Raw genomic sequence first — 15,751 nt, forward strand, 5'->3', positions numbered from 1 at the left:
CCCCCGGCCACCGTGCGACGCTACGGTGGGCGACGGGTCGCTCTCGCGGAGTGACCGGCCGGGGGTGGGCCCCGCGGACGAACGGCGGTGAGCGCGGGCATGTTCGGATCCTGGGACACGACCGTCCTGGTGGTGGACGACGTGGACGCCAACCGCTGTGCGATGGGCGCCGTCCTGAGCCGGGCCGGGCACCGCGTCGTCCCGCTGGCCACCGCCTCCGCCGCACTCGCCGAACTCGACACCCGGCTGCGCGCGGGCACCCTGCCGGACGCCGCCGTCCTCGACGTGGGCCTGCCCGACATGGACGGCTTCGAACTGTGCCGCCGTCTCAAGGCCCACCCCGGCATCGCCCCCATGCCCGTCGTGCACTTCTCGGCCGCCTCCATCACCCCGCGCGACCGCAGCCGAGGCCTGGACGCGGGCGCCGAGGCCTACCTCACCGTGCCGGTCGAACCCGAGGAGATCCAGGCCGTCATCCGGGCCGCCCTGCGCGGCGCCCGGCTGCGCGAGGAGTCGGCCGCCCGGGCGGGCCGGCTCAGCCGCCTGGCCGAGGCGACCACCGCCCTGCACGAGGCCCGCTGCCCGCAGGAACTCGCGGACGCGGCGGCAGCCGCGGCCATCCCGCTCACCTCCGGTCCCGTCATCGCCTTCGTGTTCGGCGCGGACGGCCTGCTGCACGCGGGCGGCGCGGCCCGCCCGGGCCTGACCGCCGAGGTGCCCGCGCTCGCCGTGCTGCTGCGCCGCGCCATGGCGGGCCGCACCGGGGTGCGCTCCGTGCTCGCCCCCGCCCCGCTGTGGCCGGCCGAACTCTGCGGCCCGGAGGGGGCCCGGCTGCTGCTCGCGCGCGGCCCGGGCGACCAGCCCCCGGTGTGTCTGGCCGTCCCGGCCAGGCTGGCCCGGGGCCGGGAGACCGAGGCGCTGCTCTCCCGGCTCGCCCAGTCCCTCGCCGTCGCCGCCGAGTCGCTGCGCACCCATGCGGAGGAACGCCACATCGCGCTCACCCTGCAGCACAGCTTCCTGCCGCACAGCGCGCCCCGGCTGCCCGGCGCCGACATCGCGCTCCGCTACGTCCCGGCCTCCAGCCGCGCCGAGATCGGCGGCGACTTCTACACCGCGCTCACCACCCCGGCCGGTCTGCTCGTCGGCGTCGGCGATGTCGTGGGGCACTCCCTGGAGGCGGCCACCGTCATGGTCGAACTCCGGCACGCCTTACGGGCGTACGCGACCGACCAGCACGAACCGGCCGCCCTAGTGCGCCGCCTGGACGGCATGCTCCAGCTCTACCACCCGGAGGCCACCGCGACGCTGTGCCTGGCCCTCATCGATCCGGCCACCGGCGCCGCCCGCATCGCCAACGCCGGACACCTGCCACCGCTGCTGCTCCCCGGCCGGGGCGGCGCCCGTTACGTCGACTCCCAGGGCCCGCTGCTCGGCCTCGGCCTGCCCCACCCGCCCTCGACCAGAATCCAACTGGAGCCGCACGACGGTCTGTTGATGGTCACCGACGGGCTCATCGAGCGGCGCGGCACCGACCTCGACGTCTCCCTGGAACTGCTCAGGCGTGCCGCGGCAGCCGCCCCCGCGGGGACCGGGGCGCTCTGCGACAGCCTGCTCGCCCGCTTCGGCGGCGACCCGGACGACGACGTGGCCCTGCTCGCGCTCCGGCTCAGCGCGGGCCGGTGGTCCTCGCCGTCGAAGTGAGCCCCGGGCCTCGCGGTGCGGGGGCCGTGCCGCGGGGACCGTGCCGCGGGGCTCGGCCCACGCGGGGCTCAGCCCACGCGGGGCGAGGGGATCAGCGGGAGCAGGGCGCCCAGGCGGTCCAGCAGCTCGCCGAACGGGCCGTCGGCCGGCTCGTCCGCGAGCATCCGCAGCACGATCGCGGCCATCTCCTGGTCGTGGGCCGCGCTCACCGCGGCCAGCGCCGCGAAGTCGTGCACCAGCTGCAACTCCAGCTCGGCGCGGGGAATGCGGCGCCCGTCCAGCCAGATCAACGCCGTCGACTCGGCGAGCGAGACCCAGGACCTGACCACCAACTCAAGGCGCGCGGGCGGCTGTTGGACGCCGAGGTGCGCGAGGATCTGTAGCCGGGCGGCGTCGCGCACCTCGTCGATCATGGCGTTCGCGGTGGACGAGCCGACGGCCGGGCCGCCGCGCATCAGTGCCGAGAAACCGGGCCCGTGATCGTCGACGAAGTCGAAGAACCGGCCCATCACCCGCAGGAGCCGGGCGCCGAGCGGGCCCTCGTGCGGCTCCTGGAAACGGGCCGCGAGCTCGTCCGCCGCCCGGCGCAGGGCCGCCTCGTACAGGCTCTGCTTGCCGGGGAAGTAGTGATAGACCAGCGGCCGTGAAATCCCCGCGGCCGCCGCTATTTCGTCGATGGACACGTCGTCGGGCGAGCGGTGGCTGAACAGTTCGAGGGCGACCCCGATCAACTGCTGCCTGCGCTCGTCGACGCCCATCCTGCGCCGTACCCCGGTCGTCATGCGAACAGAGTACCTATAGGTCGAGCACCAGCTTCTTGCCGAGGCAGCGCGATACACAGATCAGCATCGAGCCGTCGCGCTCCGCGTCCGTGAGCAGCTCGTCGCGGTGATCGATCTCGCCCTCCAGGACCCGCTGTTGACAGGTGCCGCAGAAGCCCTGCTCGCACGAGTAGGGCACGCCCGGCACCTGCGCCCGCAGCACCGAGAGCAGCGACCGGTCCGCCGGGACGGCGAGGGTGCGCCCCGAACGGCGCAGCTCCACCTCGAATCCGGCGCCCACCCCGGCCGCGCCGGGCGCGAAGCGCTCCAGGTGCGCGGTGCGCTCCGGCCCGAGCGCGGCGGTCACCGCCCGCATCAGCGGCTCGGGCCCGCAGCAGTAAACGGCCGCGTCACCGGGGGAGTTGGCGAGGTACGCGGCGAGGTCCGGCAGGCCCGACTCGTCCTCGGCGACCACGGTGACCCGCTCGCCGAACCGCTCGACCTCGTCCAGGAAGGGCATGGTGGCCCGGGAGCGCCCGCCGTAGAGCAGCCGCCACGGGACGCCCGCGGCCTCGACCGTCCTGATCATCGGCAAGACGGGGGTGATCCCGATGCCGCCCGCGACGAACACGTAGGACGCGCTCGCCACCAGGGGGAAGCGGTTGCGCGGGCCGCGCACGGAGAGTTCGGCGGACTCCTTGAGCTGCTCGTGCACCTCCCGCGAACCGCCCCGCCCGTCCTCGATGAGCCGGGTGGCCACGGTGTAGGAGGTGCGGTCGGCCGGATCCCCGCACAGCGAGTACTGCCGTACGAGCCCGGAGGGCAGCACCAGATCGAGGTGCGCGCCGGGCTCCCACGCGGGCAGTTCGGCGCCGTCGAGCGCCGCGAGGCGCAGGGCCACGACGCCCTCGGCGGGCTCGGTGCGGGCGGTGACGGTGAGCCTGCGGGTCACGGTGGAACGGCGGGCCCCGCGCCCCGACACGGGCTCTTCGAGCGCGGGCATCGGCCACAGCGGCGAGGCCTCGATACGGCGCCGCAGGGCGCGCCGGGTGAGCAGCGCGGCCCCGGCGGCCAGTACGACGGTGGTGGCGCGGCGCATGTCAGCGGCCTCCGTTGGCGCCGGGCGAGCCGGCCAGATAGGCCACCGCCTGCGCCGTGCTGCCCTCCTGCGAGGGGTGGTAGGCGCGGCTGAGATAGCGCGGGATGGACTTGAGCATGGCGGGCGTGGACGGCAGCAGCCCCGCGCGGCCCGCGCGGTAGAACTGCCCGAGGCTCGCCCTGCCGACCCCGGGCGTCGGGTCGTTGTCCATGAAGAACCGCGCCCCGCGCTGCCACAGGAAGACGAGTGCGGTGAACGCGGTCGCCCAGGTGCGCACCCGGCGCCGGTAGCCGCCGTCGAGGTGCGTGAACAGCTCGAAGGCCACCGAGCGGTGCTCGACCTCCTCGGCGCCGTGCCAGCGCAGCAGGTCCAGCATCATCGGGTCGGCGCCGCGCTCGTCCAGCGTCTCGGCGTTCAGGATCCAGTCGCCGAGGAAGGCGGTGTAGTGCTCGATCGCCGCGATCGTGGCGACCCGCTCCATCAGCCACCACTGGCGCGCCCGGCCGGGCGGCAGCGTGCGGTCGCCGAGCAGCTTCTCGAACAGCCAGTCCACCTGCGCGGTGTACGGCGTCGGGTCGAGGCCGAGCTCCTTGAGATGGGGCAGCACGTCGTCGTGGGCGGCGGAGTGCATGGCCTCCTGCCCGATGAAGCCGATGACGTCCTCGCGCAGCCGGTCGTCCGTGATGTACGGGAGCGCCTGCTGGTAGACGTGTACGAACCAGCGCTCACCGGCCGGCAGCAACAGGTGCAGCACATTGATGGTGTGGCCGGAGAACGGGTCGCCCGGTATCCAGTGCAGGGGCGTCTTCTCCCAGGCGAACGAGACGTTCCGGGCCTTGAGCTCGATGCGCTCCTCCGCGACCGGAGCGGGCTGCGGCGTATTAGACATGGCGTCAATGTACTGACGGGTACGCCGCAGCGACAGGGGTCCGCAGCCACTTGTTCGCCGAGCGGCCCGGCGGACCGCTCAGCGCAGGGTGGCGATCGGACTCCCGTCCGCGAGCCGTCCGTTGAGCTCGGCGCGTGCGCCCTCCTTGGCCCGCACGGCGAGCAGATTGCCCTTCTCGGTGGCGGACATCCCGCCGGAGAGCGTCACCGTCGAGACCTGCCCGCTGCCCGCCGCGAGCACGAACCACGTGCCGACGCGCGACTTCCACAGCACCCCGGCGAGCACCCGCGCCTCGCGGACGCCGCAGGACGCCGAGTTCTCGGCGCGGGCCGCGATGGCGCCCGGCGCGAGCCGCGTGGACGGCGCTTGGAACTGGGCGAACACCCGGCTGCCCGCGCCCCGCCAGGTCTCGGCCCGGGTGCAGATCCAGTCGGCCGTGCCGTTGTTCTCGGGCAGCGGCTGCTGCGCGAAGCGCCAGTCGTTGACGGAGCGCACCCCGTGCGAGCGGACGGTGGGCAGCAGACAGGCGGTGCGCGCCCAGCCCTCGCGCGCCGTGCGGTCCCCGACGTCGCGCGGGTCCGAGGGCGGACCCCAGGTCAGCCGGGCCGGGGCCAGCTCGCCGAGGTCGGTGACCAGGCGCACCCCGCTGTCGTCCTTGAATTCGAGCGCCTCCCACGAGGTGCACTGGCGCGCCTGCGAGGGCGACACGACCGGGGCGCTCACCCCGTACCTGTCGCGGTCGAGCGGTCGCGCCGGGGCGGTGGGCGTCAACAGGTCGCGCACCGAGGCCTCCCGCACCCAGGGCGCCGTCAGATAGCGCACATTGCCGTCGGTGCGGCCCACCACCAGCGCGCTCGCGGACGCGGCGTCCGCCGCGTCGACCCGCGCGAAGTCCAGGGCCGCGCCCGCGGTGCCGGTGCGCGGCTCGGCGTAGCGCGCGACGCGCAGACCGTCGTAGAGCAGCACCACCCTTGCCCGGTCCACCTCACCGGCGAACAGCAGCTGGGGCGCCCCCATCGGGGGACCGGACGGTGTGCCCGGCGTCGCCGAGACCTGCACGGACGGGCCTGGCCGCGCCCACACGGCGAGCGCCCGCCGCAACAGTCCGGTGTCGCCGAGCAGGTCGCCCCGGGCCGGCCACACCGAGAAGTCGGTGCGCGTCGCGGTCGTCCAGGCCGTCGGCTCCACCCGCAGCAGGTGCCCCGGGTCGAGCGCGGCGCGGGCCGCCGGGTTCTGCGCGTAGGACGGGGCCGCCGCGCCGTCGGGCCCCCAGCCGTCGCCCGGCAGGCCGATCAGGGCCCCGCACACCACGAGGGCCGCGACGGCGGCGAGCGCGGCCCGGCCGTGCTGGCGCCGGCGCATCAGATCGGTGGGCCGTGCCTGGAGCGAGCAGGGGTCGAACTCGGCGGATTCGAGGAGGTCCCGGCCCGCCTCGACGCCGTTCGCCTCGGCGAGTGCCTGGCGCGCCCCGGTGACCCCGGCCGCGGTCAGCTCCGCGCACACCTCGTCGTCCCCGAGCCGTTCCAGACCGCGCAGCACGCAGGCCGCGCGCGCCGCCCCGGACAGGGCGGAAAGGCGCTGGTCCAGGGCGAGTTCATCGGCGCCGCCCGAGCGCGGGAAGAGCCTGAGCCCCCACACCTGCGGCAGCAGCGGCGGGAGCTGGGCCCGCTTGGGCCAGGCGCGCCGGCGCAGCGGGAGCCCCGCATCGAGCGCCTGGCGCAGCACCCGCCGCCGCACGTACACATACCCCGGGTCGACCCCGGCACCGGGCCGCCTCGCCCCGGGGATCAGCCCGCGGTCGGCGCCGTCGCCGGGGCCGCCGCGCCCGCGCGGCAGCGAGCGCTGCACGATCGCGTGCGCGGTCAGCACCCGGCGGTTGCGCCCGAGCGACGGCGGGAGCACGAGATAGGCGAGCCGCACCAGTCGCGGATAGTGCTCGACGAGCGCGGCCTCGGCCTGCTCGACGCCGACGGAGGGGGCGGGTGGGTTGAGGATGTCCTGCTCTGGGGCCACGTTCAGCAAAACGAGCGAATGTGGAGATGGTCACCCCGGACCCAACCCGCGCGTCGCTCAGGGGAGTTGACACCGGCGACGGCCGGTCACGCGATGAGCCGTTCGCGCAGCCGCGCCACCGCCTCGTCCGGCACCCCGAGCCCCTCGCGGACGTACTTCTCCATCGAGCCGTACACCGAGTCGACCTCGTCCAGGGCCGCCGCCAGGTACTCCGGGACCACCCCGATGACGGCGAGCGCGATCTCGGGGTCACCCCCCTGGGCGACGAAGCCCTCGATCAGCGGGGCGAAGGCCGCGCGCACCGCCGGATTGACGGACAGATAGGCCTCGCGCAGCGTCTCCTCGCCCGCGCCGAGCAGCGCCAGGACGACCGTCGCGCCCCAGCCCGTGCGGTCCTTGCCCGCGGTGCAGTGGAAGAGCAGCGGGCCCGCGTCCTCCGCGGCGAGTTCGGTCAGCAGGGTGCGGTAGGCGGCGCGGGCCGAGCCGGTGGAGACCAGGGCGCGGTAGGTGTCGGCGAACAGGGCCTGCGCCTTGCCGCCGCCGAGGTGCTGCTCGGCCAGGACCGGGTCGGCCAGGACGTGCTTGAGCTGGGCGGCGGCGGGCGCCCCGGCCCCGGACAGCTTGTCCGCGAGCGCGTCGGCGATCAGCAGCCGGACGCCGTCCGGCACCCGGTCGGGGTGGTCGGCGCGCTCGGCGTCGGTGCGCAGGTCCAGGACCGTGCGCAGGCCGAGCGCGGCCACCGCCGGGTCGGCGGCCGGGTCCATGCGGTCGAGCTGGCCGGCCCGGAAGACCAGGCCCGTACGGACCGTGCGGCCGCCGGCGAGCGGGGTGGTGCCGAGGTCGCGCAGGTTGGCGACGGTGGTGGCGGGGATCGCGATCATGTGCGGGCGGCTCCTGGGCGGGGGGAATCTACCGGTTTGGAACCGAACGGTAGTCCACCGCGCACGCCACCCCGAGACCGAGTCCCAGTGCCGCCAGGTGCCCGGCGTCCGTGAAGGTGCGCCCGCGCCCGAGCAGCGGTCGCACCGCCTGCGCGAGCAGCGCGAGACGGGCGCCGGAGCGCAGCGGGCCGCGCGGCAGTGCCGAGGTCACGGCGCCGAGCACCGCGTAGAAGCCGTAGCTGGTGCCCACGTCGAGTGCGGCCCGGGTGGCGGGCGACGGGCGGGTGGCGCGCAGCCCGCCGTACACCAGGAGCGTGGCGCCCGCGTGCCCGAACAGGAACACCCCCGCCGCCCACCAGGCGCCGTGGGCGTACTCGGCGTGTCCGAGGACGGCGAGCAGCAGCAGCGCGTATGGCAGCTCCATGGGCTCCTCGACCATCAGCGCGCTGGTCGCCAGGGTCGACAGGCGTCCCGCGGCGAGGTTGTCGACATTGGTCGAGCACGCGCGCAGCACGTCCCGGCGGGCCGCGTCGCCGAGCAGCCGGCGGCTCGCGTACGCGAGGAGCTGGACGCCGCCGACATAGGCGGGGGCGAGGACGGGGACAGGCATGTGCCCATGATCCAGCATGCCGGGCCGGTGTGCGTGGCGGCTGGTATGGAAACGCCAACTACCTTTATTCGTAGGGGAGTTGGGTGGATGATGGGGTGATGCGCAACGATGCACGAGTGGTCCTCGGGGTGGTAGTGACGATCGCGGTGGCGACCGGCTGCGGAGCGTCCGCCCCGCACGAGCCCGCGACCGCGAGCGGCAGCCTGGAGCAGCTGGCCGCGCGGGCCGACTGCACCCCGGTCCTCTCGACGGACTCGGCCGAACTGCGCCGGGCCAACTGCACGACGAAGGACGGCCGTTACGTACTCGCCACCTTCGCCACCGACCGCGGCCAGCGGGAGTGGATCAACGAGGCGAAGGACTACGGCGGCGTCTACCTGGTGGGCCGCAAGTGGGTGGCGGTCGGCGAGCAGCCGGTGGTCACGGCACTGCGCGGCCGGCTGGGTGGCAGTGTCGAGACCGGGACCATGCATTCCGGACACTGATCGGGTCGGCCGCGCAGCGGCAGGTGCCTCCTCGCGCTCGCTCGGGCGCGGAGGTCAGGCGCAGGAGCGCCCCGTGTTGATGCAGTCCACCGCCTTCCTCATCAGCTGATCGCTGAAGACGTCGATGAAGTCACCGTGATCGGTGACGGGCTTGTGGAGCTGCTCGGGGAACGAGTCCACGGCGAACGCGCCGGCCTTGGCCGGGACGTCGTAGACGATGCGCTGCACGAGCTGGGGAATCGCCTTGAACCCGGCGGGGCACGCACCCCGCCGGTCCGCGAAGGCGACGTGGGTGCGGTGGTTGGCGCTGTCGGTGTTCCGGCCGTCCCAGCAGCTCTGGAACATGAAGGTGCGCACCACTTTGCTGCCCTGCGGACACAGCGGGTACTTGTCCTTGAGCTGGCGGTTCTCGAAGCCGGTGCAGCTCCAGGACGCGTTGGCGTTGGCATTGCCATTGGTGAACGCCTTGGCGTCCCCGGTGATGATCCGCAGGAACCGCGGCATCGCGGTGACCTTGCCGACCGGACTCCCGACGAACCGGATGGTCGCCTGGACGGGCGTCTGGATCTTTCCGACGTTGAGGTCCTTGCCGCCGCCGTCCGCCCTGGCGTCGTTGTCGTTGCCCTGGTTCAGGACCCGCACGACCGGCCAGTAGTAGGTGGATTTGTCGCCCTGGTCGCGGCAGCTCGTGCGGCCGCGGGCGAGGTCGGCGTCGCTGGAGAAGGCGTCCGTTGCCTGGTTGCCGACGTAGTCGTGCATGTGGTGGGCGCCATTGCCCACGCCCGGCGCCACGATCACGTTGTCGGGGTTGCGCTTGCCGTTCTGGTTGCGGCCGCAGTCGCTGGTGAAGCTGCCGGTGGAGGCGCCCCGCCGGGGGGCGGGGGCGGCGACGTTCGGCCGTACGGTGCGGATGTCGACGAAGTCGCCGCGGGCGGGCCGGGCCGCGGAGGCGGCCGCGACCCGGTCACCGCCCAGGCCCCGGGCGTCGGCCTGGCCTCCGCCCTGGTCATCGGCCCCCTGGTCACCGGCCGCCTGGCCGTCGCTTCCCCGGCCGTCGCTCTGGTCGGCGGGCGACGGGGCGTCGGCGGCGCGCATCGTGCAGGGCGCGAGGTTCGCGGCCTTGAGGTCCGGCTGCCCGGTCGCGTCCGCGATCCGGCCGATGGAATCGGTGCGCAGCCGCTTCAGCGGATCCAGGACCATCGAGTCGGCGAGGCCCGGATCGCGCTCGATCCGGTCCTTGTTGTCGGCGAACTTCGTATACGCGTCGGTGATCTGGGTATCGAGGTCGGCCAGCTGCCGGTCGACCCGCGGTTTCGCCGTATCGGGCACCGTGGAAAGGGAGTTGCCCACGTCCGGGCAGTCGATGGTCGACAGCATCCGCATCTGTGCCATGTCGTGCCCGGAGCCGTGGCCGTCCGGGCCGCCCTCGCTGGCGGAGGCGTAGACATTGACCGCGGCGAGCCCCCCTCCGCCGAGGAGCAGGGCGGCCGCGGCCAGCGTCATCCGGCGGGGGAGGGCCGGCCGTTTTCGGGGTGAGCGTGCGTTGCGTCCCATGGAACTCCTTCGCTAGAAGCGCGCAGTTCCATACGGAGGGGGAGGGTGGGACGTTCAACGCCCGAAGAGATTGAAGGGAGTTGGGCCCCCGGCCGAGCGGCCGATGAGCCCCGTACCGCCGGTCAGCGGGACTGCTTCACCGCGCGCAGCACCACGAACTTCGGGTCTGACGCCTTGAGTTCGCAGCTGCCGAACATCCGGCGGAGCTTCTCGTGATAGCCCAGGTGGCGGTTGCCGACCACCCACAGCTCGCCGCCCTCGCGCAGCGCCGCGCGGGCGTCCGCGAACATGCGCGAGGAGGTGCGGTCCGTCGTCGCCTGGTGGGTGTGGAACGGCGGGTTGTTGAGGACCAGGTCGGCCGTGCCGGGCGGGAAGTCCGCCAGGCCGTCGCCGAGCCGGAAGTCGGCCTCGCGCGCGGATCCGGCGCACATCCGGAAGGTGGCCTCGGCCGAGGCCATCGCCGGGTGCGACTCGTCGGCGAAGGTGATGTGGGCCTCGGGGTTGGCGAGGGCCGCCGCGGTGCCGACGATGCCGTTGCCGCAGCCCAGGTCCACCACGCGGTCCGGACCGGTGCGCTCGGGCAGGTGCTGGAGCAGGAAGCGGGTGCCCATGTCGAGGCGGTCGGCGCAGAACACCCCGGCGTGGTTGGTCACCGCGAGCCCGGAGGCGGGGCCGATGCCCAGCTCGAGGGAGTACGTCAGCGGCCAGGGGTTGGCGGGCCGTACGAGGTCCGGGTCGGGCGTCGTGAAGATCAGGCGGGCCTTCTTCTCGGCCAGCGAGGTCTTGGTCGGGCCGAGGATCCGCTCGAACAGGTTCAGGGTCGAGGTGTGGATCTCCTTGACCATGCCGGTGCCCACCACGACCGTGCCCGCGTGCAGCGACGGCGCGAGCCGGTGCAGCTGGTCCTCCAGGAGCCCGAGGCTCTTGGGCACCCGCACGAGCAGCACGTCCACGCGCCCGGGCACCTCGTCCCGGGTCGACAGGAGGGGGACGGAGCCGGCCGCGGCGCCCGCGCGGGCCAGATTGGCCCGGGTCGCCTCCTGGGCCAGGAACGAGTCGCTGATCTGGACGGGCCGGTGCTCCGCGAGCGCGGTCGCGAGCGCGCCCCAGCGGTCGCCGGTGACGACGACGGTCCCCGAGAGGTCCACGTCCCCGGTCTCCGCGAGGTGGCGCAGCAGATATTCGTCGGCGGCGTCCCAGGCCCGCAGCGGGTCGCGGGGGTCTTCGGGGAATCGGGTCAGGTGGTGCTCGCCCCAGGGCGTGGTCATGCGGTTCATTGCCGCCAGGCTAACCCGAAACGGCGCCCGCGCCCCGCCACGCCCGCCCCGGCCCGCCCGCCGCCTGCCCCGCCACGACCGCCCCAGCCCGCCGGCCCGCCGCCGCGCGGCCCGGGCCCGCCCGAACCCCGCCCGAACCCCGGCAGGCCGAACCCGCTCAGCCCCGGTCGAGATAGGCGAGCACCGCAAGGACCCGGCGGTTGTCGTCGTCGGAGACCGGCAGGCCGAGCTTGGCGAAGATGTTGGAGGTGTGCTTGCCGATCGCCCGCTCCGTGACGACCAGACGCTCCGCGATCGCGGTGTTGGAGCGGCCCTGCGCCATCAGCTCCATCACTTCGAGCTCGCGCGGGGTGAGCCCGCCGAGCGGCTTGTCCTTGGCCTTGCGCGAGAGCAGCTGCTGGATCACCTGGGGGTCCATCGCGGTGCCGCCGCCCGCCACCCGCCGTACCGCGTCGATGAACTGCGCCGCGTCGAACACCCGGTCCTTGAGCAGATAGCCCACCCCGCCGTCGCCGTCCGCCAGGAGCTCGCGCGCGTACAGCTGCTCCACGTGCTGGGACAGGACCAGGACCGGCAGGCCCGGCCGGGCGCGGCGGGCGGCGAGCGCGCACTGCAGGCCCTCGTCGGTGTGCGACGGCGGGAGCCGGACGTCGACGATCGCGACGTCCGGGTCGAGTTCGGCGAAGGCCCGGGTCAGCTCGGGCCCGCTCTCCACGGCGGCCAGGATCTCGAAGTCGAACGCCTCCAGCATCCTGACCAGGCCGTCGCGGAGCAGGAACAGGTCCTCGGCTAGGACAACTCGCAAGGGATCTCCAGGGTGACCAGGGTGGGGCCGCCCACGGGGCTGCTGACGGCCAGGACGCCGTCGAATGTACCGAGCCGCCGCTCGACGCCGCTCAGGCCGGTGCCCGCCCCGGTGCTCGCACCGCCCCTGCCGTTGTCGCCGACGGAGGCCCGCAGCGCGCCCGCCCCGTACGACAGGTCGACCCAGATGCTGTCCGCCGCCGCGTGCTTGACCGCGTTGGTGAGCAGCTCGCTCACCGCGAAGTAGGCCGCCGACTCGACGGGGGCATCGGCGCGCGCCCGGTCCGGCAGGTCCACCGAGACCTCGGTCGGCACCGGCAGGCGCAGCGCCAACGCCCGTACCGCGTCGGCGAGTCCGCGTTCGGCCAGCACCGGGGGGTGGATGCCGCGCACCAGGTCGCGCAGCTCGGTCAGGGCCTCGGCGGAGGAGGCGCGTGCCGTCGCCAGGAGCTTCTTGGCCTGCGCCGGGTCCTTCTCGACGAGGGCCTCGATGGTGCCGAGGTTCATGCCCATGGCGACCAGGCGGGCCTGCGCCCCGTCGTGCAGGTCCCGCTCGATGCGGCGCAGTTCGGCCGCCGAGGTGTCCACCGCGTCGTGCCGGGTCTGGGTGAGGCGGTCGACGCGCCGGGTCAACTCGGCCTCGCGGGAAGGGGACATGAGCGTGCGGGCGAGGAGGAAGTGGGCACGCAGCAGGCCCGGATTCACGTACAGGCCGAGCACGAACAGTGCGGTGCCGAGCGCCGCGGCGGCGATCGCGCTGCCCTGGCTGGTGACGTTGACGAACAGGAACCAGTTGCCGCCCGCGGCAGCGACCGGCCGCCACACGCCGAGCGCGAGGACCCAGCCGTACGCGAGATAGGCGAGCAGGACGGCCGGCAGGAGCGCGGTGACGAAGCCCGCCGACATGTCGACGAACAGCCAGCGCAGGTCGCGCCAGGTGGCCGGGTCGCGCAGCAGCGTGGTGAAGCGCCCCGCCCAGCCGGCCAGGCCCGCCCCGCGCGGCACCGGCCGGTAGCCGGGGACGATCCGCACCCCGCTCCAGCGCAGGGCCAGCGAGCGCCGGTGGTCGGCGTAGACGCGGACCCGTTCGATGGCCAGCGGCGCCGCGAGCACACCGACGCCGACCGGGACCAGGGCGATCGAGACGACGGTCAGCGTGAACAGCAGGACGGAGCCGGTGATCGCGACGGGTGCGAGGGCCAGGCCCCGCGCACCCGCCAGGAGCGCTTCCCGCGCCTTGGTCGCCTTCATTGGTTTCCCCGTCTCCTCGCTGCCGGTGGCCGGCCTCCAGTGTCGCCGGGCCCGGCGCCCGCGGTCACTGGGCTCCGCCCCCGGGCCGGGGGTGGTGCCGGCGACACCCCGTGAGCGCGGGCCGCACGGCGCGAGGGGAGGGCACGCGGCGGGGGATCGGACGAGTCGGCCCCGCCCGCGCCGCCAACTCCCGTGTCAGGGCGCGTACTTGTAGCCCACGCGGCGCACGGTCTGGATCGCGCCGCGGTGCCGGGCGCCCAGCTTGCGGCGAAGGCGCGCCACATGGACGTCCACGGTGCGGCCGTCGCCGACGTGGCCGTAGCCCCACACGGTGGTGACCAGCTGGTCGCGGGTGTGCACCCGGTGCGGGTGGGCGACCAGATGGGCCAGCAGCTCGAATTCGAGGTACGTGAGGTCGAGCCGCGCGCCGTCCACCTCGGCGGTGCGGCGCACGGTGTCGATCCGTACGAGCGCGTCACCGCCGTTCGCGCCGGGCTCCTGCGGTCCCGGCCCGACCGGCACGGGCGTCAGGGGTTCGGGGGCCGCGGCGAGCAGCGGGGGCTGCTGGTCGGCGGGGACCAGGACCAGGTAGCCCACCATCGCGGGGCGGCCCGGCACGGCGGGCAGGGTGTGCTGCGGGGCGGGCAGCCAGGTGGCGCCCGGCGGCAGGAAGTCGACGACGCGGGGGGCGGCCGGCCGGGCCACCTCGTCGCGGTCCACGGCTCGCAGCCGGTTGCGGCCCAGGGGCAGGGGGGTGGTGGCGTCGGGCGTCGGGAGGGTACGGGTGTTCGCCATGAGGGGTCAGCTCTTTCGCGCGAGGAAGTCGTCGGGGACGTACGTCGTGGCGCGCGGGCCGAAGGCCTGGAGTGGATCGAGGCGTTAGAGGGCCGGCGCGTTCGTCGCGCGGCAACACACCCGGTCGAAGTCGTGGTCCTGACGGGACGGCCAGAACGGCTCGAGGTCGGTGCGACCTGTCGCGGGGCTCTGGAGGCTGGTCATGTCCCCATTCAACCAGACGATCCGTCCGGCGCAGCAGCCCCCTCCCACGGACTGGTACGGACTCCTGGCGCAGCGTGACCGGAATCCGCCCCCGCCCCGGCGCCGGCATGCCGAAGGGCGCCCGCCGGGCAACGGCGGGCGCCCTTGCGGAAGTTGGGGCTCCGGATCAGACCTGGCCGGCCTTTTCCAGACCGGTGCAGCAGGTGTCGACGATGAGGCGGGTCACCACGTACGGGTCGACGTTGGCGTTGGGACGCCGGTCCTCGATGTACCCCTTCTTGTCCACCTCGACCTGCCAGGGGATGCGCACCGAGGCGCCGCGGTCCGAGACGCCGTACTTGTACTGGTCCCAGGGCGCCGTCTCGTGCAGACCGGTCAGGCGGTCGTCGATGCCCGCGCCGTAGTTCTTGACGTGGTCCATCGGCTTGGAGCCCTCGCCGAGCGCCTCGCACGCGGTGATGATCGCGTCGTAGCCCTCGCGCATCGCCTTCGTGGAGAAGTTGGTGTGCGCGCCCGCGCCGTTCCAGTCGCCCTTGACCGGCTTGGGGTCCAGGGTGGCCGAGACGTTGAAGTCCTCGGCGGTGCGGTAGAGCAGCCAGCGCGCGATCCACAGCTGGTCGGAGACCTCGAGGGGGCCCACCGGGCCGACCTGGAACTCCCACTGGCCCGGCATGACCTCGGCGTTGATGCCGGAGATGCTCAGACCCGCGGCCAGGCAGTGGTCGAGGTGCTTCTCGACGATCTCGCGGCCGAAGATCTCGTCCGCGCCGACGCCGCAGTAGTAGCCGCCCTGCGCGGCCGGGAAGCCGCCCACGGGGAAGCCGAGCGGGCGGGCGCCGTCGAAGAAGGTGTACTCCTGCTCGATGCCGAAGATCGCCTCCTGGCCGGCGAACCGCTCGGCCACCGGGCGCAGCAGCGCACGGGTGTTGGAGGCGTGGGGCGTGCCGTCGATGTCGAAGACCTCGCACAGCACCAGGACGTTCGCACCGCCGCGGATCGGGTCCGGGCAGGAGAAGACCGGCTTCAGGACGCGGTCCGATGCGTGGCCCTCGGCCTGGTTGGTGCTGGACCCGTCGAAGCCCCAGACGGGCAGCTCTTCGGCGGCGACGGGCGAACCGGCCATGATCTTCGTCTTGGAACGGAGCTTGGCGGTCGGCTCGGTGCCGTCGATCCAGATGTACTCGGCCTTGTACGTCACGGAAGCCATCCTTTGCGGGGAGCTGCGGGAGCTGGGAGTGCTGCGCGCTGCCACGCTGCGGCGCTGCTGTATGCCCCGCAGCCTCACACCCCGGGATTTCCCGTCCGTTGCCCGTATGTGAACCCGGTGTTACCTGGGGCCGCGGGAAGCGGCCCGGAGGCCCGTTCCTGTGCGGATCGTCCGAGAACGGCACCGGAGGTCTCGGCGGTTCGTATACGTCGCGGGCCCC

14 protein-coding genes are annotated in these 15,751 nt (G+C 74.0%); 2 read left to right on the top strand and 12 right to left on the bottom strand.

Going from position 1 to position 15,751, the window contains the following annotated elements; all coding sequences use genetic code 11:
- Positions 1–99 precede the first annotated feature (99 nt).
- On the top strand, positions 100–1,701 hold the full coding sequence (locus ACGF3I_RS17585) for a SpoIIE family protein phosphatase (protein ID WP_393132900.1): 1,602 nt from the start codon (positions 100–102) through the stop codon (positions 1,699–1,701).
- 68 nt (positions 1,702–1,769) lie between these two features.
- On the opposite strand, the gene ACGF3I_RS17590 is transcribed toward ACGF3I_RS17585, so the two are convergent.
- From ACGF3I_RS17590 to ACGF3I_RS17615, 6 genes are all read right to left on the bottom strand, one after another.
- On the bottom strand, positions 1,770–2,483 hold the full coding sequence (locus ACGF3I_RS17590; RefSeq protein ID WP_393132901.1) for a TetR/AcrR family transcriptional regulator: 714 nt from the start codon (positions 2,481–2,483) through the stop codon (positions 1,770–1,772).
- Between the two features lie 13 nt (positions 2,484–2,496).
- On the bottom strand, positions 2,497–3,561 hold the full coding sequence (locus ACGF3I_RS17595) for a PDR/VanB family oxidoreductase (RefSeq protein ID WP_393132903.1): 1,065 nt from the start codon (positions 3,559–3,561) through the stop codon (positions 2,497–2,499).
- Position 3,562: 1 nt separating this feature from the next.
- The gene (locus ACGF3I_RS17600; RefSeq protein WP_393132906.1) at positions 3,563–4,450 is read right to left on the bottom strand and encodes a metal-dependent hydrolase; all 888 of its coding nucleotides are present in this window, start codon (positions 4,448–4,450) and stop codon (positions 3,563–3,565) included.
- Between the two features lie 78 nt (positions 4,451–4,528).
- The gene (locus tag ACGF3I_RS17605) at positions 4,529–6,472 is read right to left on the bottom strand and encodes a hypothetical protein (RefSeq protein WP_393132908.1); all 1,944 of its coding nucleotides are present in this window, start codon (positions 6,470–6,472) and stop codon (positions 4,529–4,531) included.
- A 77-nt stretch (positions 6,473–6,549) separates the two neighbouring features.
- A complete protein-coding gene (locus ACGF3I_RS17610) occupies positions 6,550–7,344 on the bottom strand; it encodes a tyrosine-protein phosphatase (protein ID WP_393132910.1) in 795 nt (264 codons plus the stop codon).
- A 28-nt stretch (positions 7,345–7,372) separates the two neighbouring features.
- Complete coding sequence (locus ACGF3I_RS17615) at positions 7,373–7,954, bottom strand: rhomboid-like protein (protein WP_393132913.1); 582 nt, start codon at positions 7,952–7,954, stop codon at positions 7,373–7,375.
- Between the two features lie 98 nt (positions 7,955–8,052).
- On the opposite strand from ACGF3I_RS17615, the gene ACGF3I_RS17620 reads away from it, so the two are divergent.
- Complete coding sequence (locus ACGF3I_RS17620) at positions 8,053–8,439, top strand: hypothetical protein (protein WP_393132915.1); 387 nt, start codon at positions 8,053–8,055, stop codon at positions 8,437–8,439.
- Positions 8,440–8,493: 54 nt separating this feature from the next.
- On the opposite strand, the gene ACGF3I_RS17625 is transcribed toward ACGF3I_RS17620, so the two are convergent.
- From ACGF3I_RS17625 to glnII, 6 genes are all read right to left on the bottom strand, one after another.
- Positions 8,494–9,993, bottom strand: coding sequence for a DUF1996 domain-containing protein (locus ACGF3I_RS17625; protein WP_393132917.1), 1,500 nt, complete (start codon positions 9,991–9,993; stop codon positions 8,494–8,496).
- Between the two features lie 122 nt (positions 9,994–10,115).
- A complete protein-coding gene (locus tag ACGF3I_RS17630; protein WP_393133182.1) occupies positions 10,116–11,261 on the bottom strand; it encodes a methyltransferase in 1,146 nt (381 codons plus the stop codon).
- A gap of 166 nt (positions 11,262–11,427) precedes the next feature.
- Complete coding sequence (locus ACGF3I_RS17635; protein WP_393132919.1) at positions 11,428–12,075, bottom strand: LuxR C-terminal-related transcriptional regulator; 648 nt, start codon at positions 12,073–12,075, stop codon at positions 11,428–11,430.
- Positions 12,060–13,325 (bottom strand): sensor histidine kinase, encoded by a 1,266-nt coding sequence (locus ACGF3I_RS17640; protein ID WP_393132922.1) that lies wholly within the window; start codon positions 13,323–13,325, stop codon positions 12,060–12,062. The genes ACGF3I_RS17635 and ACGF3I_RS17640 overlap by 16 nt, the downstream gene beginning before the upstream one ends.
- A gap of 195 nt (positions 13,326–13,520) precedes the next feature.
- The gene (locus ACGF3I_RS17645) at positions 13,521–14,120 is read right to left on the bottom strand and encodes a winged helix-turn-helix domain-containing protein (RefSeq protein ID WP_393132924.1); all 600 of its coding nucleotides are present in this window, start codon (positions 14,118–14,120) and stop codon (positions 13,521–13,523) included.
- Positions 14,121–14,490: 370 nt separating this feature from the next.
- Positions 14,491–15,522, bottom strand: a complete 1,032-nt coding sequence (gene glnII, locus ACGF3I_RS17650) for a glutamine synthetase (RefSeq protein ID WP_393132926.1) — start codon at positions 15,520–15,522, stop codon at positions 14,491–14,493.
- Between the last annotated feature and the right edge of the window lie 229 nt (positions 15,523–15,751).

This window comes from Streptomyces sp. NPDC048111, assembly GCF_043202815.1.
Classification (GTDB): domain Bacteria; phylum Actinomycetota; class Actinomycetes; order Streptomycetales; family Streptomycetaceae; genus Streptomyces.

Coding starts and splice junctions, on each gene's coding strand:
- ACGF3I_RS17585 (WP_393132900.1), top strand. CDS start 100: ATGTTCGGATCCTGGGACACGACCGTCCTGGTGGTGGACGACGTGGAC.
- ACGF3I_RS17590 (WP_393132901.1), bottom strand. CDS start 2,483: ATGACGACCGGGGTACGGCGCAGGATGGGCGTCGACGAGCGCAGGCAG.
- ACGF3I_RS17595 (WP_393132903.1), bottom strand. CDS start 3,561: ATGCGCCGCGCCACCACCGTCGTACTGGCCGCCGGGGCCGCGCTGCTC.
- ACGF3I_RS17600 (WP_393132906.1), bottom strand. CDS start 4,450: ATGTCTAATACGCCGCAGCCCGCTCCGGTCGCGGAGGAGCGCATCGAG.
- ACGF3I_RS17610 (WP_393132910.1), bottom strand. CDS start 7,344: ATGATCGCGATCCCCGCCACCACCGTCGCCAACCTGCGCGACCTCGGC.
- ACGF3I_RS17615 (WP_393132913.1), bottom strand. CDS start 7,954: ATGCCTGTCCCCGTCCTCGCCCCCGCCTATGTCGGCGGCGTCCAGCTC.
- ACGF3I_RS17620 (WP_393132915.1), top strand. CDS start 8,053: ATGCGCAACGATGCACGAGTGGTCCTCGGGGTGGTAGTGACGATCGCG.
- ACGF3I_RS17625 (WP_393132917.1), bottom strand. CDS start 9,993: ATGGGACGCAACGCACGCTCACCCCGAAAACGGCCGGCCCTCCCCCGC.
- ACGF3I_RS17630 (WP_393133182.1), bottom strand. CDS start 11,261: ATGACCACGCCCTGGGGCGAGCACCACCTGACCCGATTCCCCGAAGAC.
- ACGF3I_RS17640 (WP_393132922.1), bottom strand. CDS start 13,325: ATGAAGGCGACCAAGGCGCGGGAAGCGCTCCTGGCGGGTGCGCGGGGC.
- ACGF3I_RS17645 (WP_393132924.1), bottom strand. CDS start 14,120: ATGGCGAACACCCGTACCCTCCCGACGCCCGACGCCACCACCCCCCTG.